Raw genomic sequence first — 25,303 nt, forward strand, 5'->3', positions numbered from 1 at the left:
TTGCAACGAGAATTTGAAATGGATGTTCGCCAATTTGCCTTCCTGGTTCGCCAGCCCTCTGCTGCCCTGAAAAGCCGTGACGCGTTCCTGGGCCTGCCCAAACGTGGCGTGGCGCTGATCCTGGCCAACGCGCTGTTCTGGCAACCGCTGCTGGCCCAGGCCGAAGGCATCGTGGTCAGCGCGCCGGGCACCACGGTCGGCCAGGCGGGCAATGGCGTGCCCGTGGTAAACATCGCCGCCCCCAATGGCAGTGGCCTGTCCCACAACCAGTTCAAGGACTACAACGTCGGCGCCAACGGCGTGATACTCAACAACGCCACCGACCGTACCCAATCGACGCAACTGGGCGGCATCATCCTCGGCAACCCGAACCTGCAAGGCCGCGCCGCCAACATCATCCTCAACGAAGTCAACGGCGGCAGTCCCAGCCAACTGCGCGGCTACACCGAAGTGGCGGGCCAGTCGGCCAAGGTCATCGTCGCCAACCCCTATGGCATTACTTGCAGCGGCTGCGGCTTCATCAACACCCCCAACGTCACCCTGACCACCGGCAAACCGATACTCGACGCAAGCGGCCAACTGCAACGTTACCAGGTTGATGGCGGCGCCGTGACCATCGACGGCCAGGGCTTGAATGCCGATAACGTCGACCGCTTTGAAATCATCACCCGCTCGGCCAGGATTAACGCACAGATCAACGCGCGCAACTTGAGCGTGATTGCCGGGCGCAATGACGTCGATGCTAAAAGTCTGCAAGCCACCGCCCGGGCCGATGACGGCAGTGCCAAGCCGGAGCTGGCGATTGATTCGACGGCGTTGGGTGGGATGTATGCCGGGGCGATCAAACTGGTGGGCACCGAGGCCGGGGTGGGCGTGAAGCTCGACGGTACGTTAATGGCCAGTGGCGGTGATATTCAGCTCGATGCCAATGGACGACTGAGTTTGGCTAATGCCAAAGCCAGCGAAGCGGTGGTGATTAAGGCCGGTCAATTGGACGCTACGGGTGCGGTGTATGCCGGCACGCGAGTCGATGTACAAACCTCTACAGGCCTGAGCAACCAGAAAAGCCTGGCGGCCCGCGACAGCATCACCGTGACCAGCGGTGGGGCGCTGGTCAACAGCGGCATCATCGAAGCCGGTGTCAACGCCGATGAAAGCCGCAATGCTGGTGGCGATGTCAGTCTGCGCGCGGCAAACCTGAGCAATAGCGGCAGCGTGGTTGCCAGCCGAACCCTTACCGCCACGGCCAACCAAACCTTGAGCAATCAAGGCGGCACTCTGAGCGGTACCACCGCCGTGATTAACGCCGGTCAACTCGACAACCGTGGTGGTCGTTTACTGGGTACGGACTCGCTCAAAGTCACGGCAACCGGTCTGGATAACCGCACCAACGGTCTGCTGCACAGTGAAAACAGCACCGACGTTACCGTAACCGCTGCACTGGATAACCAGAGCGGTCGCGTGATCGGCCTCAAAAACCTGGCGCTTAACGCCGGCCAACTGACTAACGATAACGGTCTGGTTGCCAGCCAGGCGCAGGCCCGTGTAACCGCCGGGCAGTTGAGTAACCAGGCGGGTGAAATTTCTGCCAGCCAGACCACCGTGATTGCCACGAACCTGGATAACCGTTCCGGCAAATTGTTGGGCAGCAACCTCAACGTGACCGCCAGCGGTGCCATCGATAACCGCCTGGGGATTTTCTCCGCCACCAGCCTGACGGTACAGGCGGCCAGCCTGGATAACCGCGATAAAGGTTCCGTTGCCAGCCAGGGCGTGATGAACCTGACCGTCGCCGGGCTGCTGGACAATCGCAATGAAGGCAACCTCGTCAGCCAGGGGGCTCAACAAATAGCCGCAGGGCAGTTGAACAACAGCCAGGGCGGCCTGGCGTCCAGCAAAACCACCCTGGCGCTGCACGGCGACAGCCTGATCAACCAGGGTGGCCTGGTCATTGCCGACGGCGCGCTGACCCTCACCGGCGGCGATCTGGATAACAGCCAAGCGGGCGTGATCAGCACCAAAGCCGCCGCGCACGTGCAACTGAACCAGTTGAACAACAGCAATGGCGGCAAGTTGGGCAGCGATGGTGCGCTGACCCTCCACGCCAACCAGCTCGAAAACAGCGCCGGTCGCATCAGCGCCAAGGGCGACCTGCAGGCAACCGTCGGTGTGCTCAATCAACAAGCGGGCGAACTCGTCAGCGACGGTGCGCTGAACCTGACCGGCGCGTCCCTGGATAACCGCAACGGCGGCCTTATCGCTGCCACCAACGGCGTGGACCTGCGCAGCCAGACCATCCTCAACCAGCAAGGCGAGATCTCTAGCCAGGCCAAGGTGCTGGTGGTCGCCGATCAACTGAACAACACCACCGGCAAGGTCATTGGCGACAGCGGCTTGACCCTCACGGTGCAACGCCTGCTCAACCAGAGCAAAGGCTTGCTGGCGGGGCGTGAGAGCCTTGTGCTGAACGGTGCCCAACTGGACAACAGCCAGGGTGGCCGCGTTACTAGCCAAAAAGACCTGACCATTACCCTGACCGGCGATTTGCTCAACCAAGGGCAGGGCACGCTGCTGAGCGACGGCGGACTGACCGTCAGGGCTGGCACCCTGGATAACAGCCGGGGCGGTATTCTTTCTGCGGCCAATGCGCTGTCGATCACCACTCAGGGCCAACTGAACAATCAGGCTGGCAAGCTGCTGGCTGATGGCATCGCCACGCTGGCCAGCACGGCGCTGAACAACAGCCAGGGCGGCGTGATCAGCGCCAAGCAACAGGTGGACGTGCGCAGCGCCGGCCTGGACAACAGCCAGCGCGGCAGCATCAGCAGTGACGCTGGCATCACCCTCAACACAGGGCGACTGGACAACAGCCAACAAGGTTCGATCTTCGCCAAGTCCACGGTCAAGGCAACCCTGACCGGGCTGGACCAACATGATCGTGGCGAACTGATCAGCAATACCAGCATCGACCTGGACTTGAGCCATGGGCAACTGATCAACCGTGACCACGGCCTGATCGCGACACCGGGCCAACTGCTGCTGAACAACCTGGGCACCGTCGACAACAGTCAGGGCGGTGAAATCTCCAGCACCCAATCATTCCTGTTGATGGCCGATGCGCTGAATAACCGCGGCGGTAAAGTCATCAGTGGCGACAGCCTGCAGGTACGTATCGCCAAGGCGCTGGATAACAGTGTGGAAGGTGTACTGTCCGCCAAGAGCGTTCTGCAGGTGGCAGCCGACAGCCTGGACAACCAGGCCGGTGGCGCGCTCGCCAGCCGTGGTGCGCTGGACCTGAAGGTCACCGGCGTGCTGGATAACCATAACCAGGGGCAGATCTTTGCCGCTACGGTTTTGACGACCACCTCAGGCTCCTTGAACAACAGCGACAAGGGCAGCCTCTCGGCCGGCACGCTACAGACGCTCAACACCGGCGCGCTGGACAATCACCAGGGCGGGCGAATCGTCAGCGATGGTAGCCAGACGGTCACAGCCGCCAATGTGGATAACCGCGCGGGTGTGATCGGCAGTCAACAGGCGTTGAACCTGACCACTGCCAACCTCGATAACACTGCCGGGTTGATCAACAGCCAGGCTGATTTGACTCTGACCGGGCAAACAGTCGACTCAAGCCTGGATGGCGAAATCTCAGCCAAGGGCGACTTGAAACTCATCGTCCAACAGCTGATCCAGCGCCAGGGCCGCTTGATCGGCGAACGCACTGTGAGCCTCGATCTGCAAGGCGGCAATCTCGATAACAGCGCAGGCTTGATCAGCGCCAAAGGCCCGCTGACCTTCGCGCGCCTGGCTAACCTGACCAACCGAGAACAAGGCGAAATCTCCAGCCAGACGGCGTTCACCATCGCCGCCAAACGCATCGATAACGGTGATCGCGGGGTCATCCTCAGTGCCGATCAATTGCGCCTTGAAGCGGATACCGTGGTCAACACCAACAAGGGCTTGATCTCCGGCTGGAACGGTCTGACGGTGGTCGGCAATGGCCTCGACAACAGCGCCGAGGGCACGTTGTCGAGCAAGAGTGGCACCCTGCACACTGACCTCACCGGTGTATTGGATAACCACGCGGCGGGTGCCCTGGTCAGCATGGGCAAACAAACGCTCATCGCGGGCAGCCTGAACAATGATCAGGGGATCATCTCCGGCCAGGCCGATGTCGACCTCAACGTTGCCGGTCGCCTGGATAACAGCAACAACGGCCTGATTTCCGCAGCTCAACACCTGGGCTTCAATAATGCCCAGAGTCAAATTCTCAACCGTGGTGGGCGTATCAACGCCGCCAACATCACCTTTATCGGCGAGAGTCTCGACAACAGTGCTGGCCAACTGATCAGCCAGGGCACCTTGGACGGCACCCTCAGTGGCGCGCTGATCAATGCCAACAATGCGCGCCTGGCCAGTGGCGCAGCCCTGTTGCTGAACGCCGCCAGCCTGGGCAACCAAGGCGGCCAACTGGTCAGCCAGGATCGCCTTGACCTGACCCTCGCCAATGGCGACCTGGATAACAGCGCCAAAGGCACGCTTGCCAGCCAGAAAGACCTGGTGATCAAGCTGTTGGCCGGTGACGTTCAAAACCAGCAAGACGGCCTGATGTTCAGCCAGAAGGGCAAGCTCGACCTTACCGCCCGCGCCCTCACCAACGATCAAGGCACGCTGCAAAGCCAGACCGATAACCGCCTGCGCCTCAGCGGCGCCCTGAGTAACCAGGGCGGCCGCGTCGACAGCCTCAGTGGCAACCTGGACCTGGAAACCGCCAGTGTAGCCAACACGGCCGGTGGCGTACTCAACAGCAGCAAGGGCTGGGTCAAACTGGTCACTGGGTTGTTCACTAACAGCAACGGCATCACTCAGGCGCAGTCGCTGGATATCCAAGCCAAGGGCGGGCTGCTCAACCAAATGGGGCATTTGTCCGCACTCGGCGGTGAAAGCCGCATCGTCACCACGACCTTCAATAACCAGGGCGGCGGTGTCTACGCCGATACCTTGCTCAAGGTCACTGCCCAGGCTTTCGATAACCAGGGCACGGCGGCCGGTAAGGGCGGCAAGGTCGGTGCACGCAATATCGACTTCGGCCTCACTGGCGCCCTGAGCAATGGCTATGGCCTGATTGAAAGCGACGACGTCCTGCGCCTTGCTGCGCAAACCATCAACAACGTCGGCGGTAACCTGCGGGCCATGGGCCGTACGGGCACGACCGACATCGATGTTTCCGGCCTGTTCGATAACCGCTTCGGCGTGCTTGAAAGCGCCAACGAACACCTGAACCTGCAAGCCGCCGGCCTGGACAATAACGGCGGGCGCATCGTACACACCGGCACCGGTACGTTCGACCTGACCTCCGACCAAGTCACCCGGGCCGGCGGCAGCTTCGTCACCAACGGCCAGTTGGACATCAAGGCTGCCAGTTGGACCAACAGCAGCGTGCTCCAGGCCGGGCGCCTGAACCTCGACATCGGCCAGTTCACCCAGACCGCCAGCGGCCAGTTGCTCGGTGCACAAAGCCTGATCGGCATTGGCGACACCTGGACCAACGACGGCCTTCTGGCCAGTGATGGCACCCTCAGTGTGACGCTCACCGGTGGCTACAGCGGCAACGGCCGCGTCAGCAGCCTGGGCAACATGAGCCTCACCAGCGCCAGCATGGACCTGGGCGAGAACGCCCGCATTGCCGGCGGCGCACTCAACCAGGTCACTAGCACGAGCCTGAATAACCACGGGCGCCTGACTGCCATCGGCGACCTGACAGTCAATGCCACCACCCTGAACAACTACGGCACCCTGGGCGGCGCCGGAAAAGTCCGGCTGAACGCCACGCACCTGGTCAATGACAAGGGCTTGCTCTTCAGCGGCAACGACATGGCGTTGCGCGTCAATGATTTCAGCAACCGCTATGGCGACGTCTACAGCCTCGGCGCCCTGGACATCGCCCGGGATGATGCGAGCGCGCGCAGCAGCCTGATCGAGAACGTCTCCGGCAGCCTGGAAAGTGGCACCGGCATGCGCTTGCTGGCAGACACCCTGAGCAACCGTCGTGACCAGTTCACCACTGAAATGAAGCTGGTGTCGGGCAACCTCAATATCTATTGGAACGACTACTGCAAAGGCAAAGGCTGCGAGCTGTACTTCAACTCGGTGGAGAAATACGAAGATGTCATCACCGGCAGCTCGGCCTCTGCGTTCATCAACGCCGGTGGCGACCTGACTGTGGGCAGCCAGACCTTCGATAACCTTTACAGCTCGGTATCCGCCGCCGGGAATATCCTGATCAACACCGATGTGCTGACCAACCGCGGCGCGGCAGGCGGCGAAGAGCGTCACTTCAATTCCGGGCTCTATACCCGCGACCGTGCCATCTACAACACCTTCATGGAGCGCCAGAACCAGTTCAACATCTACAACAATCCCAACTCAGGCGACTACCGCCCGGGCCAGATGACGATGGACCAGGTCAGGGCAGGCGTTGGCAATTTCTATGAAAGCAGTAGCTATGTAGTGCCCACCACCGGCAGCGTGATTGCACAGGCGGTGATTCAGGCCGCAGGTGCGGTGACGGTCAATGCGACCTCCAGGATCGACAACAGCGTCATCCGCCCCAACGCTACCCACATCGACACCCCGGCGGCCAACCGCAACACCAATTCCGAGGTATTTGCCTCCACCGTCAAGCCGGCGATCACCGCACAGCTACCGCCAGATCTGGCCCAACGCCAGGTCAACCCGGTGACCTTGCCCGGCTTCAGTTTGCCGACCAGCCAGAACGGCCTGTTCCGCCTCAGCGGCCAAGCAGCGAACGCGGGTGTAGCGGGTAAAGCGGACACCGCTACCGGTGACTTCAGCGTCAACGGGCGTGTCATCACCGCCGCCGACCGCGAAAAAAACCTCGACTACACCGCCGTGCAAGAACGCGGTTTCAGCCTCGACGGCCAGCCCGTCAGCGGCGCAGTCAACGGCCAAGCCCCGCTGGCTCTGGACAGCCGTGCCCCATCAGTCACCCGCGTACAAGGCCTGCCGGAAATCACCCCGGTAGATAACAGCCACAAATACCTGATCGAAACCAACCCGGCGCTCACCGACCTCAAGCAGTTCATGAGCTCCGACTACCTGCTCGGCAAACTCGGCTACAACCCCGACGCCAGCTGGAAGCGCTTGGGCGATGGCCTGTACGAGCAACGCCTGATCCGCGAAGCCGTGGTGGCCCGCACCGGCCAACGCTACATCAACGGCCTTGCCAGTGATGACCAGTTGTTCCGCTACCTGATGGACAACGCCATCTCCTACAAGGACTCGCTCAACCTGCAACTGGGCGTGTCCCTTACCGCTGAGCAAGTGGCGGCGCTGACCCACGACATCGTGTGGATGGAAGAAGCCGAGGTCAACGGCCAGAAAGTCCTGACCCCCGTGCTCTACCTGGCCCAGGCCAACAACCGCCTGGCGCCCAACGGCGCGCTGATCCAGGGCCAGGACGTGAGCCTGGTCACCGGCGGCGACCTGCACAACAGCGGCACCCTGCGGGCCACCAACAACCTGAGCATGGTCGCGGGCAACATCGACAACAGCGGCCTGATGCAAGCCGGCAACCGCCTGGAAATGCTCGCCACCGACTCGATCCGCAACAGCCGTGGCGGCATCATCAATGGCCGCGACATCAGCGCCACTGCTGTGACCGGCGACATCATCAACGAGCGCACGGTCACCACCTTCAAGCAGGAAGGCCAGGGCTATCAACTGCGCAACGACGTGGTCAGCGAAGCCTCCCGCTTCGAAGCCACCGACACGCTCAAACTGAACGCCGGCCGCGACGTGCTCAACCTCGGCAGCAACCTGAAAGCCGGTGGCAACGCCAGCGTAACCGCAGGGCGTGATGTGCTGATCGCCAGCCAGACCGAACAGGACGACTACGCCTACCAACGCCGCCGTATCAGCGGCACCGAGCAAACCATCCTGCAACACACCTCCGGTGTGGACGTGGGCGGCAACCTCGCCATCGACGCGCGCCGCGACATCGCCGTGGTCGCCAGCACCGTCAGCGCCGCCAAAGACCTCAGCGTCAAAGCCGGCGAAAACCTGACCCTGGCCGCCGCAGCCAACGAACAACACGACTACTCCAAAGGCAAAAAAGGCGGCACCAAAACCACTGCTCAACTGGACGACGTCACCCAACAAAGCGCCGAACTCAAAGCCGGCGGCGACCTGATCGCCATCGCCGGCACCGACCTGACCCTGGTCGCCAGCAAAATCAGCGCGGGCAATGAAGCCTATGTGCATGCGGATAACGAACTGCAAATGCTGGCGGCGCAGGACAGTCATTACTCGCTGTATGACATGAGCAAGAAGGGCAATTGGGGCAGCAAGAAAACTCAGCGTGATGAAGTGACCGATGTGAAGAGTGTCGGGAGCGAGATCAAGACTGGGGGGGATCTGACACTGGAGAGTGGTGGGGATCAGAAGTATCAGGCGGCGAAGCTTGAGAGTGGTGGGGATATTGCGATTGTCAGCGGTGGGGCGGTCGAGTTTGAGGCAGTGAAGGATCTGCATGACGAGAGCCACACCAAGAGCAAGGGCGACCTCGCCTGGACCAGCTCCAAGGGCAAGGGGAATACCGACGAGACGCTACGTCAGACGCAGATGATTGCAGAAGGCAGCGTCGTGATTAAAGCCGTCGATGGCTTGAAAATTGACATCAAGCAGATCGATCAAAATACGGTTAGTCAGACGATTGATGTGATGGTCAAAGCCGACCCGCAACTGGCCTGGCTAAAAGAGGCCGAGCAGCGCGGAGACGTGGATTGGCGCCAGGTTAAAGAGCTGCACGACAGTTTCAAGTACAGCAATTCAGGCTTGGGCGCCGGCGCGCAGATCATCATCGCGATCATTGTTACCTACTTCACGATGGGAGCCGCCAGCGGTGCAATTGCCGCAGCTGGTTCGGGGACATCGATGGCGAGTGCCACGGCTGTTGGGACTGCGGCCACGTCTGCCGGATGGGCCAATGCTGCGGGCAGTACCGTGCTTGCTGGCATGGCGAGTAACGGTGCGATCAGCGCCATCAATAACCGTGGAAACCTGAGCACCGTCTTAAAGGATGTCACTTCCAGCGACGCGATGAAAGGCTACGTGGTGTCCGGCGTCACTGCGGGCTTGACTGCAGGTGTCTATGACAAATGGACCGGCACTCAGACAGGTACTTCCACTGCACTCCCCAACTCAGGTGCAGTTGCCACCGTAAGTCCGTTGAGCACTTGGCAAGGTGTGGGGCAGTTCACGGCCAACCAAGTACTGCAAAACGGAACATCACTATTGGTAGATCGGGCGCTCGGGGGCGAAGCCCGTCTTGGCGACGCGTTGCAGAGTAGTTTGGCTAACGCATTTGCGGCTTATGGATTCAACCTGGTCGGGGATGTTTCCAAGAACCGGTTTGCAGAAGGTGGCATTACCAAGATTGGGCTACATGCCTTGATGGGCGGGTTGGCAGCTGAGGCTTCTGGAGGAGATTTCCGCACAGGGGCCCTGGCAGCGGGTGTGAATGAGGCATTGCTGGATAGCCTCGCCAAGAACTACGCGGACATGCCCGATGACCAGAAGAAAGGTTTGCTGGTCATGAACTCGCAGTTGCTTGGTGTGCTTGCGGCATCGGTACAGAGCAATGCGGATGCGCAGAGCCTGCAAACTGGGGCGTGGGTGGCAAAGAATGCCACGCAATACAACTATCTGGGCGATCATCAAAAGGCTCAGAGAGCGAAAGAGCTGGAAGAAAGCAAAGATTCACTGGAAACACTCAGGATCAATACGAAGTGGGAATTGATCGACGCCGGGCAGGACGCCAGCTTTGCGGGTGGGGCAGTGGTTGGGGTGCCGGAAGGGCTACTTGATACGGTCAAGGGCATCTTGGAAGTTGCCGTCAGCCCGATAGAGACGTATCGGGCGTTGAGATCTGTGCTTGAGAGCGGGGATGTGCTGGGTAATGTTTCGGACGCTATGAAGCAGTCCTACATCGCACGAATTGACAATCTGGAAGCAGAGTATGAAAGAGCTGGGGCGGGTGGATCGTTTAACGCAGGGCGTGAAACCGGGAAGCTGATAAGCGACGTGGTGGCGCTTGGGACGGGGGTTGGGGGAGCGCTGAAAAGCGGGGCCTTGCTCGTCGAAAAGGTCACTGCTAAGGTTGTTAAGGTGGAGTTGGCGGGTGCAAAAGCAACCGGCGAGGTAGCTGCTACCGTGCCGCGGACTCCTCTAGCAGGCCCGACAGGTAACTGGAAAAATTATACTCACGCAGAGGCTGTCATTCAGACCCAAGCATCTGGCCGGTTGGTAAATGCAGAAAAAGCGGTTATTGATCCGAGCAAAGTGACATCTTATGCATTGAACACAGCGCACCCTGTTGGCGGTAACAAAGCAAAGGTCTTTGAGTCGGCCTTGGGCTACAATCAAACGAATGCTGCCAGTTTAATAACAAAAGTACAGGAGGGTGCAGCGCTGTATCCTGCGAAGTTAGGCGCTTCTGATAAATTTGGTCAGCGTATAACTATAGATATGCCAATAACTGGGCCAAACGGTAATACGGCAACTGTCCGTACAGGCTGGATATATGATCCGGGTTCTGCCACACCTAGGATGACGACCCTCTATGTCAAGTAAGGAGTATAAGGTGGTTTATTCGCTTTTTGATGTGGTTGTGTTAATCGAGGATATTCCGGAGGAGGGGTTGCGGGCAGGTATGAAGGGCGCGATTATCGAGATCTATAGTCAGCCAGTTGAGGGGTATGAAATAGAGTTTTGTGACGAGCAGGGGCGAACAGTTTCACAGTTGGCATTATCCTCTAATCAATTCCAGCTCTATAAGTAGGCGAAAAAAGGGGACAGATTTATTTTTTTTCCATTTGCTAGGCTGTAATTCTCTAAGGAAGGAGGTTACCTATGCCCAGAGTGGGACGTGTCGTTTTGCCCAACTATCCTCATCATGTTGTACAGCGTGGTCACAACCGCCAGGTGGTCTTTGCTGCCGAGGAGGACTACCAGCGCTACGTGAGAGACCTTCGAGAGCTTAAGGACGCATTTGGCATAAAAATATACGCCTACTGTTTGATGACTAATCATGTCCATTTACTGGTTTCTCCGGGTAACTCGTTTGCAGGGCTAGGGCAGTTAATGAAGGCGCTCGCGGCTCGGGCCACTCGGTATGGCGAAAAAAGGGGGCGAAAAAAGGGGACAGATTTATTTTTTTTCCATTTGCTAGGCTGTAATTCTCTAAGGAAGGAGGTTACCTATGCCCAGAGTGGGACGTGTCGTTTTGCCCAACTATCCTCATCATGTTGTACAGCGTGGTCACAACCGCCAGGTGGTCTTTGCTGCCGAGGAGGACTACCAGCGCTACGTGAGAGACCTTCGAGAGCTTAAGGACGCATTTGGCATAAAAATATACGCCTACTGTTTGATGACTAATCATGTCCATTTACTGGTTTCCCCGGGTAACTCGGTTGCAGGGCTAGGGCAGTTAATGAAGGCGCTCGCGGCTCGGGCCACTCGGTATCGAAACAGGTTAGAAGGGCGGACAGGTACATTATGGGAGGGACGGTATAAATCAAGCGTGGTGCAAACGGAGACTTACTTGCTAGCTTGCTGCCGGTACATTGAATTAAATCCGGTTCGTGCATGCATGGTAGCTGACGCGGCGGATTATCCATGGTCAAGTTACAGTGCCCGCACAGGGCTGGTGCCTGATAGTGACTGGCTTGATGTTGATGCTTGTTTTTCCATATTGGGGGATACAACGCTGAAGCGCCGCGAAAATTATAAGTTATTTGTGAAGCAGTCCGTTTCGAGTGATGAGACGAAAATTATTCGTGAGGCGTTGCAACGGGGGCAGCTTACCGGAACTGCTCGTTTCATTGAAGAAGTTGAGAGGATTGCAGGCGTTCGTATTGAGCGCCGAGGGCAAGGGCGGCCGAGGTTGGATGGTGGTAAATAAATCTGTCCCCTTTTTGGTCGTTTGGTCCCCTTTTTGGTCGCCCTTTTTGGTCGTCCTGAACGTAACCTACAGGTATCCAATCAAGTGTGTTCAGAAAACCCGAGAGCCTTACACAGGTAAGGTTCTCGGGTTTTTTTTGCCCGTCAGAAATGTTTTCCCTGGCTCCCTCAGCCCGTTCATCCAAGCGATAGGTTCTTTTTTGCTGATTTTGCCGGTAACTCCTGACTTCCGGTCTTTGATTGTTGGTTTTTATTTCTTTGCGCAATATTTTTTCGGTTTTTTTGAGCTTTTTGGATTTTTCTTTGGATTTTTTCATTCCGCAAACTCAACAACGCAATTTGTATCAAACTATGTTCGTTTAGTATTGGATCCAATCAGTCGGCATTGCCGGTGGTGTGTCTGACACAAACAAACTGCTGAAAAAGGAGAAACGCCATGATGCTCAAGGACCCTTCCCGCAAATATCGCCACTTCACCACGGTCAACCTGCCGGATCGCACATGGCCCAGCACTGTCCAGGCTGCTGCTCCCACCTGGTGCAGTGTGGATATGCGTGATGGCAACCAGGCTTTGATCGAGCCGATGAATGCCGAGCGCAAGCGGCGTTTCTTCGATTTGCTGGTGAAGGTCGGTTTCAAGCAGATCGAGGTGGGCTTTCCTGCCGCTTCGCAGACCGACTTTGACTATGTCCGTGAGCTGATTGAAAGCGGTTCGATTCCTGATGATGTGACGATTCAGGTCATGACCCAGGCGCGCAGCCACCTCATCGCACGCACGTTTGAGGCGTTGAAGGGCGCGCCTCGCGCCATCGTGCATGTTTACAATGCGACGGCGCCGGTGTTTCGGGACGTTGTCTTCAATGTGGACAAGGCGGGCTGCATCGAGATTGCTACCCAGGCAACACGAGAGATCAAGCAGCACATGGACGCGAACCCCGATACGCAGTGGACGTTCCAGTACTCCCCGGAAACCTTTTGCTTCACCGAGCTGGATTTTGCATTGCAGGTGTGTGAAGCGGTGACGGATACGTTCGGGCCGACCCCGAGCAACAAGATGATCCTGAATCTGCCCACCACCGTGGAGGTGTCTACCGCCAATGTCTTCGCCGACCAGATCGAATGGTTCTGCCGGCACTTCAGTCGCCGTGACAGTGTGGTCATCAGCGTGCATCCGCACAATGATCGGGGCACTGGAGTTTCCACCGCGGAGCAGGCGTGCCTGGCCGGTGCCGAGCGTGTCGAGGGCACGTTGTTCGGTAACGGTGAGCGTACCGGCAACGTCGATATCCTCACGTTGGCGATGAACCTCTACACCAGCGGCATCGATCCGCAGTTGGATTTCTCCGACATCCTGCACGTCCAGCGTGAGGTGGAGTTCTGCAATCAGTTGCCGACCCATCCTCGTCACCCTTACGCCGGTGAGTTGGTGTTTACCGCGTTCTCCGGCTCGCATCAGGACGCGATCAAGAAAGGCTTTGCGGCGCGCCAGGCCAATCCGCAGGGCATGTGGGAAGTGCCGTATCTGCCTATCGATCCTGCCGATATGGGCCGTAGCTATGAAGCGGTGATTCGCGTGAACAGCCAGTCGGGCAAGGGGGGCGTGGCCTATCTGTTGGAGCAGCACGGCATTGTGATGCCGCGTCGCTTGCAGATGGAGTTCAGCAGCCTGGTACAACAGGAAGCCGATGGCTCCGGCCAGGAAATCAGTGGCGAGATGATCCTTGCCTGCTTCACCCGGCATTACCTGGAGCAGGGCAAGCCTTACGCGTTACGAGCCCCCAAACTGGTGAGCGAGGGCGATGTGACTTACCTGGAGGCCACCCTTGAACAAGGTACACAGCGTATCGACTTGAGTGGCGAGGGCAACGGCCCGCTTGCGGCGCTGGTCGATGCGTTTGCCCAGCGTGGCATTCATTTTGATATCGCCGATTACCACGAACATGCCACCCGTGACGGTGCCCAGGCTGAGGCGTTGGCCTATGTGGAAATTCGCGTGGGCAATCAGTTGCTGTTCGGCGCCGCTCGCGATGGCAGTAGCCTGCTCGCTTCCCTCGAAGCGGTCACCAGTGCGGTCAATCGTGCATCGCGCCTGGGCCTGCTCAGCGTGGTGAATGCTGCGGTGCCGTCCTGAGATGAACGCGCATACCGCATTGGCGGCACTTGCCGGTAATTATGGCCACGGTGACATCGTGGCCTCGCATCGACATGACGAAGGCCAACTGGTCTACGCCATCAACGGCGTGATGCTTGTGTCGGTGGAGGAGACCACTTGGGTGGTACCTTCCGGGCATGCCCTGTGGGTGCCTTCAGGTTTGGAACATCAGATCCGCATGACCGGCGAAGTGCGCATGCGCACTTTGTTGATCTCACCGGGAGCGCACCGTCGTTTGACGGAGGAGTGCGAGGTCATCAGGGTTTCACCCTTGCTGCGCGAGCTGATTGTGGCCGCCGGCGATGAGCCTGACAGCCACCCGGCGTCGTTGCGTCATGTACAGATTGTCGAGCTGATTTTCTCGGAACTTGACCGTGCGCAAAGGGTGCTGGCTCACGTGCCGATACCGGACGAGCCGAGGCTCAAGTCACTGTGTGCGGACTTTATCGACAACCCTTCTCAGGAGTCGAAACTGGAGAGTTGGGCGGTGCAACTCAATATGAGTTCACGCACCTTGGCTCGGCTGTTCCAGAAAGAGTTGGGCATGAGTTATGGCGAGTGGCGCAAGCGCACGCGGCTGCTGCTCAGCATGCAGCGGCTGGCCAGTGGTGCCTCCATCCTTGAAGTGGCATTGGAGCATGGTTATCAGAGTCCGAGTGCATTTACCGCGATGTTCAAACGCACCATGGGCTACACCCCGAGTAACTGTCGCTTGGTCTGAATCTGACTGGCGATAGCACCACCTCCTTTTGAACATGGCCCCGCCTCCAGGCAGGGCCATGTTTACCTGTGCCTGGTGTATGGAGCCTGCGGCGCAGAGGGCGCGCCGGCACATTGTCCCAATCGAAACGATGGTTGTCTGGAACTCGGGAGATGCGCAAGCGGTTGCTCTCTTACCCTGCGTCTCTACTTGGCATTCTGGATTTCTTCGATGGGTTCGCCTTCTTTTTTCCCACGGCATGGCCGTCTCTCGTTGCTCGGCGTGGCGGCGGTGGTGTTGGCGGGTTGTTCGTCCTGGGTCGCCCATACGCCGGCACAGCCACATCCGGAACGCATCAATGCCCTGAGCCACCTGCCCCAAGGTGTCTCGGACCAAGCGTTACCTGAGCGCTGGTGGCAGTTGTATAACGATCCGCAACTCGATGCGCTGGTGCAACAGGCGTTGCTGCACAACCGCGACCTGGCGGCGGCCCAGGCCCATGTGCAAGCGATGCTGGCCGGGATCCAGCAGGCCGATGCCGAGCGCTGGCCGTCCACCCAGGCGTCGCTGGGGGCCGCTTATGGCAAGACGGCCGATGACCAGACGCTGGCCAAGGCCACCGATAGCCATGCGCCGTCAGAGTGGGCATTCAACCCAGGCTTCGAGCTGGCTTATCAAGTGGATGTGTGGGGCCAGGTTCAGCGCACCATTGAACGTGCCCAAGTGCAAACCGCAGCGGCGCAGGATGCCGAGGACTTGCTGCGCATCACGGTCGTGGCGCAAACCACTCGCGCCTATGTGAATGCCTGCGCCCTGGGGGCGCGTGCCAAGGTACAGCGCCATTCGTTGGACGTGGTCGGGCATAGCCTGGCGTTGACCGATCGCCAGCGCCAGGCCGGTGTGGTGACCGACCTTGAATACAGCCGCATGCAAGCCCTGCAAGGCGAAACCCAGGCGTTGCTGCCGATGTTGGAGGCGCGTCGACAAGCCGCGCTCTACGAATTGGCCATGCTGACCGGCGTCGCTGAACTGGACCAAGGCTCTGGCGCCGCAACGTGTGAAGTGGTGCCCCAACTCAATGCCGAGTTGCCGGTGGGTGATGGCTGGCAACTATTGGCGCGCCGCCCCGACATACGTCAGGCCGAGCGCGCGTTGCAGGCGGCCACGCTGCAAGTGGATATCGTCCAGGCCGACCTGTACCCCAAGGTGACCTTCGGCGCTTCAGTGTCCTCCTCGGCCAACAAACCCCATGAGCTGGGGGACAGCAGTGCGGTGATGTTCGGCATCGGCCCACTGATTACCTGGCAGTTCCCTAATTGGCAGGCCAACCGCGCGCGGGTCAAGCAGGCACGGGCACTCGAGCAGGTGGAGGTCGCGCAGTTCGAGGCCAGCGTCCTCAAGGCCCTCAAGGAGGTGCGCCAGGCCCTGGCGTTGTACGACGGCGAACGGCAGCGCCACGCGGCCTTGAGCCGGGCGCTGGACAGCAGCCGCCAAGCCTACAAGTTGGCCCAATTCAACTACGACGCCGGTTCTATCGACTTTCTCGACGTGCTGGACAGTGAGCGTGAACTGATCCGCTTGCAGGCCACGCGCGCCGACGCCGATGGCCAGTTACTGCAACGCCAGATCGGCCTATTCCGTGCCCTTGGTGGCGGTTGGCAGTCCGGCGCCGTCGATACCCCGGCCGCTGCGCCCACCCACGCGTCTATCCCTTCTTCCGGTACCCAGCCATGAATATCGCCGTTGATGAAAAAACTGCTGTCCAGGACGAGCAGGAGAATGTGCTCGAGCAACTTATGCATGCGCGTAAGCAACGGCGCAAAAGAAACCTGATCCTGCTGGGCGGCGCCGGGTTGTTGATCGCGGCGGTGGTGTTCGGCGTGTACTGGATGACCGTCGGCCGCTATCTGGAGCAGACCGATGATGCTTATGTGCGGGCCGACTGGATCCCCATCAGCCCAAAAGTCTCAGGCTACGTGGCCGAGGTGATGGTAGAGGATGATCAGCCGGTCAAGGCAGGGGATGTGCTGGTACGCATCGAGGACCGTGACTACCAGGCCCACTTGGCACAAGCCCGCGCAGAACTGGCCGAGACCCAGGCCTCGGTGGCAGCGCAAGAGGCCAACTTGACAGTCACTGACAGCCTGATCGCCCAGCAAAAGGCCGGGGTTGCCCAGGCTGAGGCCCATGCGCGCAGTGTGGCCGCTGAGTTACGCCGCGCAAGCCTCGACCAGCGTCGCTACGAAGGCTTGGTGCGCGAACATGCTGCCAGCGCGCAGCGTCTGGAAACGGCCGCCGCCAGTTATACCCAGGCCAATGCTGCGGTGGAAATTGCCAAGGCGATGCAACGCCAGCAGGAAACCCGCTTGACCGTGGCCATCACCCGCCGTCAACTGGCCCAGGCTTCGCTCCAGCAGCAGATAGCCCGGCGCAGCCAGGCCGAGGCGCAGTTGAACCTGGCGACGCATGCGTTGGAGGACACCTTGATCCGCTCACCCATCGACGGCGTGGTGGGGCAGCGCAAAGTCCGTACCCGCCAATACGTCGCGCCAGGGTTGCCACTGCTGGCGGTGGTGCCTTTGCAGCAGGCTTACGTCGTGGCCAACTACAAAGAAACTCAATTGCGCGATATGCGTGCCGGCCAACCGGTGGATATCAGCGTCGACAGTTATTCGGGGCGCAAGCTCAAAGGCCATGTGGTGAGCTTCTCGCCAGGCTCCGGGGCGGTGTTCGCACTGTTGCCGTCGGACAACGCTACCGGCAACTTCACCAAGATCGTGCAACGCTTTCCAGTCAAGATCGTCATTGATGAGCATGACGAAGGCGGGCCCATCCTGCCGGGCATGTCGGTGATCACCACGGTGGACACCCGCCCAGCTGAGCAGGGCGCTGCACATGACTGAAGCGGCTGAAAAGAGCGTCTCCTTTCGCGCCTGGGTGGCGGTGATCGGGGGGCTGTTCGGCTGTTTCATGGCCGGCATGAACGTGCACGTGACCAGCGCCGCGCTGCCGGAGATCGAAGGCTCCCTGGGCGCGACGTTCGAGGAAGGCTCGTGGATTTCCACCGCCTACCTGGTCGCGGAAATCGTGATGATCCCGCTGACCGCCTGGTTGGTGCAGGTGTTCTCTCTGCGACGTGTGATGCTCGTGGGCTCGTTTGTATTTTTGGTGGCGTCCATTGCCTGCTCCTGGGCGCCCAACCTGGAAGTGATGATCATCATTCGGGTAATCCAGGGCGCTGCCGGCGCAGTGCTGATTCCCTTGTCATTCCAGCTGATCATCACTGAACTGCCGCCCAGCAAGATCGCGATGGGCATGGCCCTGTTCGCGTTGTCCAACAGCGTCGCCCAGGCCGCCGGGCCGTCCATTGGCGGCTGGCTGACCGATGCCTATTCCTGGCGCTGGATCTTCTACCTGCAACTGGCCCCCGGCATTCTCTTGCTGTTGGCGGTGGCGTGGTCGATCGATGCCAAGCCCATGCAGCTAAGCCTGCTCAAGCGCGGCGACTGGGGCGGAATCATCGCCATGATCGTCGGCCTGGGTGGCTTGCAGATCGTGCTGGAAGAAGGTGGCCGCAAGGACTGGTTCGGCTCCGATTTCATTGTATGGATGTCACTGATTGCCGGCGTTGCCTTGGTGTACTTCGTGCTGTCGCAGTTGTATGGCAGTCGCTCCTTCATCAACCTGCGCCTGCTCAAGAGCTACAACTTCGGCGTGGCCAGCGCAGCGATGTTCATCTTTGGCGCGGCCACCTTCGGCCTGGTGTTCCTGGTGCCTAATTACCTGTCTCAGTTGCAGGGCTACAACGCCCGGGAGATTGGCATCAGCCTGATCGCCTACGGCATGGTGCAACTGGTACTGGCGCCGTTCATGCCGCGCCTGATGAAGTGGCTCAACCCGAAACTGATGGTCGCCAGCGGCTTTTTCATCATGGCCCTGGGGTGCTATCTCGGCGCGCACCTGGACGTGGACAGCGCCGCCAACGTGATTATTCCGTCCACCGTGGTCCGGGGCATCGGGCAGCCGCTGATCATGGTGGCGCTTTCCGTGCTGGCGGTGTCTGGCCTGGCCAAAGATGAAGCCGGCTCGGCCTCGGCCTTGTTCTCCATGCTGCGCAACTTGGGTGGTGCCGTGGGCACTGCGGGCTTGACGCAGATCGTGGCCATGCGCGAACGCTTTCACTCTGAGCGGGTAGGGGAGTCGATCACCCTGTTTTCCCCGTCCTTTCAGGAGCGCCTGCGCGCCAGCATGGCCGACAGCGAGGCTTTTATCTTCAACCAGCTATTACCCGCTCAACAGCAGGTCCTTGAGGGCTTGATCCACACCGTGCGTCGTGAGGCGTACCTGATGGCCTACAGCGATGCGTTCTATGTGTCCTGTATTGCTTTGATCTTGTGCGGGGTAGCGGCCCTGGCATTGCGCCAATCAGCAAAGAACTGAACTCGTTACTGCCCGCAGGTAATACGCGGGCGCTTATCAGCGGTAAGAGGGAACTTGAATGGTAAAAAGGCGAATGGCCGCGTTCATAGACTAGTTAATTGCTCACTTAGCAATTCCATACAGTTTGTTTGCACTCCCTTGAGGGGTGTTAGCCAACTATTGCCTGGCGAAGTTGATCTTGTTGACTTCGGTCGGGCTTCTGTTGTTGGAGGTTTTATAAGTTAGAAATAAAATGTATTAATTTTCCAAAAAACACTTGCTGATCATCATGAACTTCCTCTAAGTTTCGTCTTGTTTCGACGGCTGACCTTCGGGTCACGGAAGCATAACCGTACAACTTAATTGAATAAGACTCTAGCACTGGCCAAGAACGGCGAGGCAGGCCTGCTTATGCCTGAAAAAAGGCAAGCGGGTATCTCTCGAGTGGTCAGCGTTAACTAAAGCCTGATAAGGAGCGCAACATGGAAGATAAAAAGACGCTGTTGAACCTCAAGAAAGTAGAGCTGGGCAATCATCGGATTTTTGCTGAAATCAATTCGCTGCCGGTCCTGCGCGCCTTTATGGAAACCCATGTGTTTGCGGTGTGGGATTTCATGTCCCTGGCCAAGCGCCTGCAACAGGACCTCACCTGTACTCGCCTGCCTTGGCTGCCTCCCGTGGACCCGGCGGCCGCGCACCTGATCAACGAAATCATCCTGGGCGAAGAGTCCGACCAGAACTTGCAAGGCGGTCACTACAGCCACTTCGAACTCTACCTGCATGCCATGCGCGAAGTCGGCGCCAGCACCGACAAGATCGAACACTTTGTCAAACTGATGCGCGAAGGCGTCGATCTGAAAACGGCCTTGAGCCGTTGCGGTGCAGGCCTGGCAGCGTCGGCTTTCGTCACTGACACCATCGAAACCGCCATCAACGCTTCCACCCACAGTGTGGCTGCTGCGTTTTTGCATGGCCGTGAAAGTGTCATCCCGCAGATGTTCCAGCGCATTCTGGACGATTGGGATATCACCGCAGACGACGCGCCAACCTTTCGCTATTACCTGCAGCGCCACATCGAAGTCGACTCGGAAGACCACGGCCCGGCGGCAGAAAGCCTGTTGGCGCGCCTGGTCAATGGCGATGCGCAGCGTCAGGAAGAGGTCTACGTATCGGCTATCGCGGCGGTACAAAGCCGCCTGGCGTTGTGGGACAACCTGCGCGTGGCCATGGGCGAAACGGTCAGTGAGTGCGTGGCATGAACTTCGAAGTGATCGAGGCCGACCAGGCCCAATGGTTTGAGGTGACCTCTGAACGCGGTATCACGCTGACCGTCTTCAAAGACACATTGGACCCTGTTACGAAAACTGGAGTGCGTACACGTCTGGTACGTTTTCACCCTGGGGGCGGCACCCGTGAAATCTATACCCATGATTATCACGAAGAAGTGTATTTGATTGAAGGCGACCAGACAGAGCAGGCCAGTGAGGGGCGCCCGGAGAAAACTTACCGTGACGGTAGTTACTTCTTCAGGGCCGCACACACGGAGCACGGGCCGTTTAATTCGAAAGACGGATGCCTGTTGTTTGAAGTGCACTACTACTGAGTATCATGAATAAAGGAAGTAGTCATGAGAGCTGAAGCATATCAATCGTTTTCCGAATCGTGGGAGGAAAGGGCGACCATTCGGACGCGCCCGAGACGACGCTTGGAAGATGACGAAAAGTTAATATTTCCGGCCAGTCGTCAACCATTGGTCATGAGCGCTACCTTTATGCGGGAGTGTAGTCACTTACAGCATTTTGTTCTCGTTCAGAGCTTGTATAAGTTCATTAATGATGTGGTGATTTTCGAAACCGAAATTGTCGACAAGACCGCCAGGAGCATTGCGAAAGATAACTTCGCTATCCGCTTTCCGTTTGCGTGCCGTTACGACGCGATGACCGTGGTCGTCGATGAGGACTATCACGCGCTAGTGGCGATGGACTACATGCAACAGACCATCGAGTTGACGGGCATCGAACCCATCACCTTGCCAGCGGAAATCGAGCTCAGCCGTTCTATCCCCAAGGCATTGGCCATGGCGCCCGCGCACCTCAAGGCTGCTGTCGAGCTGATCTGCGTGGCCATTGCGGAAAACACCCTGACCAACGATGTTGCCGCGTTTGCCCGCGACGACTCGGTCAAGGCATCGGTCAAGGGGTTGATGGCCGACCACTTGGCGGATGAGGGTCGACATTCGGGCTTTTGGGCCAAGTTGACGCGCATTTACTGGAATACCGCGAGCGAAGAGGACAAACGTGTGCTGGCCTCGATCATGCCGGTGTTCTTGGGTGAGTACCTGACCAACGAGATCCAGCAGGGGTTTGATTTCGCGCTGATCGAGCAACTGCCGGTGAACCCCAGCGTCAAGGCGGCGTTGCGTGAAGAGGTCGAAGGCATGAGTTTTCCGATCACGCCGTCTCACCCGCTGGTAGGCAACATCGTCCGATTCTTCAAACACAGCGGCCTGCTCGACGCTCCCTGCATGCAGGAAGCGCTCGCCGATTATCTGCGCTAGAGGACAACTTCGATGAGACATCTTGATATCGTTTTGTGCGGGCGCAGCCATGCGCTCGCCTGCCTTACGCAAGAGTTGGAACAGATGGGGCACACCGCCCGCTTGTTGACCAGCGATAACGCCATTGAGCTTTGCCAGTTATCGGCGCCGGACGTGCTGATAGACGACGCCAGCACGGCGCAACTCCCGCACTATCCGTCGTGTCATCGCCTATCTTTGCGGGCGCAGGCTGACGATGACAGTGATGTTCTCGCGCCACTGCGGGTGGACTGCCTGTGGCGTCCTGGCGATGGCGACTGGATGCTGCTGGGGCGTCGTGAAGTCAGCGCCTCCCTCGCCGGCAACGGTGCCGACCGGGCACGTGAAGCGATAGTGCAAGTGGTAGAGATGGCCAGTGTGCACATCGGGCGTTTCTCACGCAGTGCTGACTATCTTGAGGCGCCCCGTGAGCCGGTGCAGGCGATTGATCGCTTGTCGAGCCTGACCCTGTTGGATGGCCTGGCTTGGCGTCATCGCCACAATGCGAGCGCTAATACCGGCATTCTGGAGGAGGCCAGGCGCCCCTTTGTGCAGCGCTTGGCCGATAGCCTGTTGGCCAACGCCGAGCGCAACGCCCTGAAAGTGCAAGGGCGGGGTATGTCCTATGCGCAACTGCACGCTTATAGCGTTGCGATCCAGGAACGCTTGCAACCCTTGCTTGAAACCTCGACCCCAGGGTTGACGGTGGTCGGCATCTCGTTGCCCAAAGGCACTGCGCTCTATGCAGCGATCCTGGCGGTGATTGGTTGCGGTGCGGTGTACCTGCCGTTGGACCCGAACCATCCTGTCGAACGCCGTGCGGCCATCCTCAAGCATGCCGGTGCCAGCCTGCTGATCCAGGACACCGAGGCAGACAACCCGCTACCGGGCCTGGCTACCCTGGATATTGGCCATCTGGACTTCTTCCACCACGGCGCCAAGGGCTACAGCCGTGTCGCCCTGGCCCCGGATCAGAGCCTGTTGCGCGTAGCGCTGGACGGTTCGGCACCCTGTGTGGCGATCTACACGTCCGGTACCACCGGCCAACCCAAAGGCGTGTTGCTCACAGTCGACAACTTGAGCCACTTCTGTGCGTGGTATGCCCGTTACGTGGAACTGGACCGCCATAGCCGCGCCCTGCAGTTCTCGACCATCAATTTCGATGCATCGCTGCTGGATATCTTCCCGACGCTGATCCAGGGTGGCGAGTTGATCGTGCCCACCGAAGACCAGCGCCGCGACCCGGTGGCGCTTGCTGAATTGATCCAACAGGAGCAGGTCACCCACGCCTTTTTGCCGCCGGCTTTGCTCAGCATCATCCAGCTTGAATCGCTGTACGGCATGCAGCATTTGGTGACGGGCGGCGATGTGTGCGAACCCCACGTGATCGAAAAACTGGTGGGCCACTGTGCACTGCACAACATCTATGGCCCCACCGAGACCACGGTGCTCGCCACCTGCCGTACCTTCCAACGGGGGGACAACAATCGCAACCTGGGCGTACCGATTGCCAATACCGCGATTTACCTGCTGGATGAGCACGGCCAACCGGTAGGCGAAAATGACAGCGGTGAAATCCACATCGCCGGGCCAGGGGTAGGCGCCGGTTACCTGGGCGCCTTGCAAATGACGGCCGAACGCTATCGGCTGCACGAGTTGCCCGATGGCCAGTGGGTGCGCCTCTACCGTACCGGTGACCTGGCGCGTTGGACCGAGGAGGGCATCCAGATCATCGGGCGCCTGGATAACCAGGTGAAGATCCGCGGTTTTCGGGTGGAGCCGGAAGAGATCGAACACCTGCTGCAATCGAGCCAGTTGTTCCGGCAACTGGCGGTGGTCATCGATCACCAGCGCCGCATCCTGACGTTTTTCTCCCAGCCTCAAGAGGGCGAGGGCCAGGCGGCCAGTGAGCAGTTGCAGGCCTATGCGCTCAAGCATTTGCCCGACTACATGCGCCCCAGCGCCTATTGCCTGCTGGACCGGTTGCCGGCCACGGCCAATGGCAAGGTCGACCGCAAGGCCCTGAGAGACCTGCCGGTCAACTACAAGACGCAAGGGCCGCGCCTGGCTCCCCAGAACGCCACCCAGGCGCAGTTGCTGGAGCTGTGGTCCAGGCTGCTCGACTTGCCTGGGCCGGACATTTCCGTAGATGACAGTTTCTTCAATCTGGGTGGCCATTCGATCCTGTTGTCGCAGATGCTCATGGGGATTCGCGAGGCGTTCGGCAAAGGAGTCTCGATCAACCGTTTTATTGAGCAACCCACCTTGGTCAACCTCGCCAACCTTATTGACCAGGACGTCGAGGCCACTGCTACGGTCAGTCCGCAGGCGCTGCAAGACGCCATGATCCGGCCTGAGCTGGAGGTACTGCCCATCAGTCGATTGGGCAACGTACATAAAGTCATCGTGACCGGTTCCAACGGGTTCCTGGGTGTGCATATCGTCGAGGCCCTGCTGGAACTGGGCAGCACCGAAGTGGCGTGCCTGGTGCGCGAGTCCGGCGGCATGAGCGCGCAAGAGCGCTTCGAGGATGCGCTGATCCAGAACCGCCTCGAACATCTGGACCTGAGCCGGGTCAAGGTCCTGGCGGCGGATATCAGCAAGCCGCGCCTGGGGTTGTCCGAGCAGGACTATGAATGGCTGGATCGTGAATACGGCGTGTTGATCTACAACGCGGCCAACGTCAACCACGTGCTCGACTACGAGTCGCTGGTCAAGGACAACGTCACGCCGGTGCTGGAATGCCTGCAATTGTGTGAAGGGCGCAGCAAGAAAATTTTCAACTTCATTTCCACCCTGTCGGCCTCCAGCACGGTGGACGAGCAGGGCCGGGTATTGGAAGAACCGCCTGCCTTCACACCGCCCATCTACATCCGCAATGGTTACAATCTCTCCAAATGGGTGGCTGAGCGCATCTTGTGGAACGCCAGTGAGTCGGGGGTGTGGGTCAATCTCTATCGCCCTGGAAACATCGCGTTCAATACGCGAACCGGTGTGTGCCAGCCTCATCAGAACCGTTTGATGCTGATGCTCAAAGGCTCCTTGCAGCTTAAGCAAGTGCCCGAACTGGCGCTCAACTTCGACCTGATGCCGGTGGACTTCCTCGCACGCTTCATTGCGTTTCACGCCAGCCGTCATAACCGCACCAAAGCGGTGTTCAACTTGCACAACCCGCTGCCTTTGACATGGGCTCACTATCTGGAGGCGTTCCGCGCGGCCGGTCACGATTTCCAGATGGTCCCGGTGACACAATGGCAGCAACGCCTGTCGGCCATCGACAGTGATAACGCGTTGTTCGGCGTGGTCGGTTTTTACCTCAATGGGTTTGAAGAAGACATTGGCGATATCTCGATGATCGAGTACCGCAATGCACACTCAGGCATCCAGAGCATGGGCGAAGACTACCCAGCCAAGAACAGTGAGTTGCTGCAAAAAGGCTGTGACTACCTCAAGCAAATCGATTTCATCTGAGCAA

Annotated in this window: 14 protein-coding genes; 13 read left to right on the forward strand and 1 reads right to left on the reverse strand. The window is 59.0% G+C overall.

Annotated elements, in window-relative coordinates; translation table 11 throughout:
• The first annotated feature begins 18 nt into the window (after window positions 1-18).
• The 4 genes from HU730_RS18275 to HU730_RS18290 all read left to right on the forward strand — a co-directional run bounded on the left by HU730_RS18275 (window position 19) and on the right by HU730_RS18290 (window position 11,983).
• Window positions 19-10,653 (forward strand): DUF6883 domain-containing protein, encoded by a 10,635-nt coding sequence (locus HU730_RS18275; RefSeq protein WP_254914124.1) that lies wholly within the window; start codon window positions 19-21, stop codon window positions 10,651-10,653.
• A gap of 10 nt (window positions 10,654-10,663) precedes the next feature.
• The gene (locus HU730_RS18280) at window positions 10,664-10,861 is read left to right on the forward strand and encodes a DUF4926 domain-containing protein (RefSeq protein WP_034128708.1); all 198 of its coding nucleotides are present in this window, start codon (window positions 10,664-10,666) and stop codon (window positions 10,859-10,861) included.
• A gap of 71 nt (window positions 10,862-10,932) precedes the next feature.
• Complete coding sequence (locus HU730_RS26930; RefSeq protein ID WP_346345351.1) at window positions 10,933-11,412, forward strand: transposase; 480 nt, start codon at window positions 10,933-10,935, stop codon at window positions 11,410-11,412.
• Window positions 11,306-11,983: a transposase gene (locus HU730_RS18290; RefSeq protein ID WP_346345352.1), complete on the forward strand. Its 678-nt coding sequence runs from the start codon at window positions 11,306-11,308 to the stop codon at window positions 11,981-11,983. Before HU730_RS26930 ends, HU730_RS18290 begins: the two co-directional genes overlap by 107 nt.
• On the opposite strand, the gene HU730_RS18295 is transcribed toward HU730_RS18290, so the two are convergent.
• On the reverse strand, window positions 11,901-12,299 hold the full coding sequence (locus HU730_RS18295) for a hypothetical protein (protein ID WP_186527749.1): 399 nt from the start codon (window positions 12,297-12,299) through the stop codon (window positions 11,901-11,903). The two genes, HU730_RS18290 and HU730_RS18295, sit on opposite strands and share 83 nt — an antisense overlap.
• A 119-nt stretch (window positions 12,300-12,418) precedes the next feature.
• Here HU730_RS18295 and leuA point away from each other — a divergent pair, with 119 nt between their 5' ends.
• The 9 genes from leuA (at window position 12,419) to HU730_RS18340 (ending at window position 25,299) form a co-directional block, all read left to right on the forward strand.
• Window positions 12,419-14,113: a 2-isopropylmalate synthase gene (gene leuA, locus HU730_RS18300; RefSeq protein ID WP_034128567.1), complete on the forward strand. Its 1,695-nt coding sequence runs from the start codon at window positions 12,419-12,421 to the stop codon at window positions 14,111-14,113.
• Between the two features lies 1 nt (window position 14,114).
• Window positions 14,115-14,855, forward strand: coding sequence for a helix-turn-helix transcriptional regulator (locus HU730_RS18305; protein ID WP_054899116.1), 741 nt, complete (start codon window positions 14,115-14,117; stop codon window positions 14,853-14,855).
• Window positions 14,856-15,065: 210 nt separating this feature from the next.
• Window positions 15,066-16,568, forward strand: coding sequence for a TolC family protein (locus tag HU730_RS18310; RefSeq protein ID WP_034128565.1), 1,503 nt, complete (start codon window positions 15,066-15,068; stop codon window positions 16,566-16,568).
• Window positions 16,565-17,737, forward strand: coding sequence for an HlyD family secretion protein (locus HU730_RS18315; protein ID WP_096144807.1), 1,173 nt, complete (start codon window positions 16,565-16,567; stop codon window positions 17,735-17,737). Before HU730_RS18310 ends, HU730_RS18315 begins: the two co-directional genes overlap by 4 nt.
• Window positions 17,730-19,274, forward strand: a complete 1,545-nt coding sequence (locus HU730_RS18320; RefSeq protein ID WP_034128563.1) for an MDR family MFS transporter — start codon at window positions 17,730-17,732, stop codon at window positions 19,272-19,274. Before HU730_RS18315 ends, HU730_RS18320 begins: the two co-directional genes overlap by 8 nt.
• 461 nt (window positions 19,275-19,735) lie before the next feature.
• A complete protein-coding gene (locus HU730_RS18325; RefSeq protein WP_034128562.1) occupies window positions 19,736-20,512 on the forward strand; it encodes a DUF3050 domain-containing protein in 777 nt (258 codons plus the stop codon).
• Complete coding sequence (locus HU730_RS18330) at window positions 20,509-20,856, forward strand: DUF4437 domain-containing protein (protein WP_034128561.1); 348 nt, start codon at window positions 20,509-20,511, stop codon at window positions 20,854-20,856. Before HU730_RS18325 ends, HU730_RS18330 begins: the two co-directional genes overlap by 4 nt.
• Window positions 20,857-20,880: 24 nt before the next feature.
• On the forward strand, window positions 20,881-21,810 hold the full coding sequence (locus HU730_RS18335) for a diiron oxygenase (protein ID WP_034128560.1): 930 nt from the start codon (window positions 20,881-20,883) through the stop codon (window positions 21,808-21,810).
• A gap of 12 nt (window positions 21,811-21,822) precedes the next feature.
• Window positions 21,823-25,299: an amino acid adenylation domain-containing protein gene (locus HU730_RS18340; RefSeq protein WP_186527750.1), complete on the forward strand. Its 3,477-nt coding sequence runs from the start codon at window positions 21,823-21,825 to the stop codon at window positions 25,297-25,299.
• The last annotated feature ends 4 nt before the right edge of the window (window positions 25,300-25,303 follow it).

Source organism: Pseudomonas sp. SWRI22, from assembly GCF_014268395.2.
GTDB classification, from domain to species: domain Bacteria; phylum Pseudomonadota; class Gammaproteobacteria; order Pseudomonadales; family Pseudomonadaceae; genus Aquipseudomonas; species Aquipseudomonas paracarnis.

Bases quoted from the DNA above. Each gene is read 5' to 3' on its own strand.
- HU730_RS18275 (WP_254914124.1), top strand. From the start codon at position 19: ATGGATGTTCGCCAATTTGCCTTCCTGGTTCGCCAGCCCTCTGCTGCC.
- HU730_RS26930 (WP_346345351.1), top strand. From the start codon at position 10,933: ATGCCCAGAGTGGGACGTGTCGTTTTGCCCAACTATCCTCATCATGTT.
- HU730_RS18295 (WP_186527749.1), bottom strand. From the start codon at position 12,299: ATGAAAAAATCCAAAGAAAAATCCAAAAAGCTCAAAAAAACCGAAAAA.
- leuA (WP_034128567.1), top strand. From the start codon at position 12,419: ATGATGCTCAAGGACCCTTCCCGCAAATATCGCCACTTCACCACGGTC.
- HU730_RS18305 (WP_054899116.1), top strand. From the start codon at position 14,115: ATGAACGCGCATACCGCATTGGCGGCACTTGCCGGTAATTATGGCCAC.
- HU730_RS18310 (WP_034128565.1), top strand. From the start codon at position 15,066: ATGGGTTCGCCTTCTTTTTTCCCACGGCATGGCCGTCTCTCGTTGCTC.
- HU730_RS18315 (WP_096144807.1), top strand. From the start codon at position 16,565: ATGAATATCGCCGTTGATGAAAAAACTGCTGTCCAGGACGAGCAGGAG.
- HU730_RS18320 (WP_034128563.1), top strand. From the start codon at position 17,730: ATGACTGAAGCGGCTGAAAAGAGCGTCTCCTTTCGCGCCTGGGTGGCG.
- HU730_RS18325 (WP_034128562.1), top strand. From the start codon at position 19,736: ATGGAAGATAAAAAGACGCTGTTGAACCTCAAGAAAGTAGAGCTGGGC.
- HU730_RS18330 (WP_034128561.1), top strand. From the start codon at position 20,509: ATGAACTTCGAAGTGATCGAGGCCGACCAGGCCCAATGGTTTGAGGTG.
- HU730_RS18335 (WP_034128560.1), top strand. From the start codon at position 20,881: ATGAGAGCTGAAGCATATCAATCGTTTTCCGAATCGTGGGAGGAAAGG.
- HU730_RS18340 (WP_186527750.1), top strand. From the start codon at position 21,823: ATGAGACATCTTGATATCGTTTTGTGCGGGCGCAGCCATGCGCTCGCC.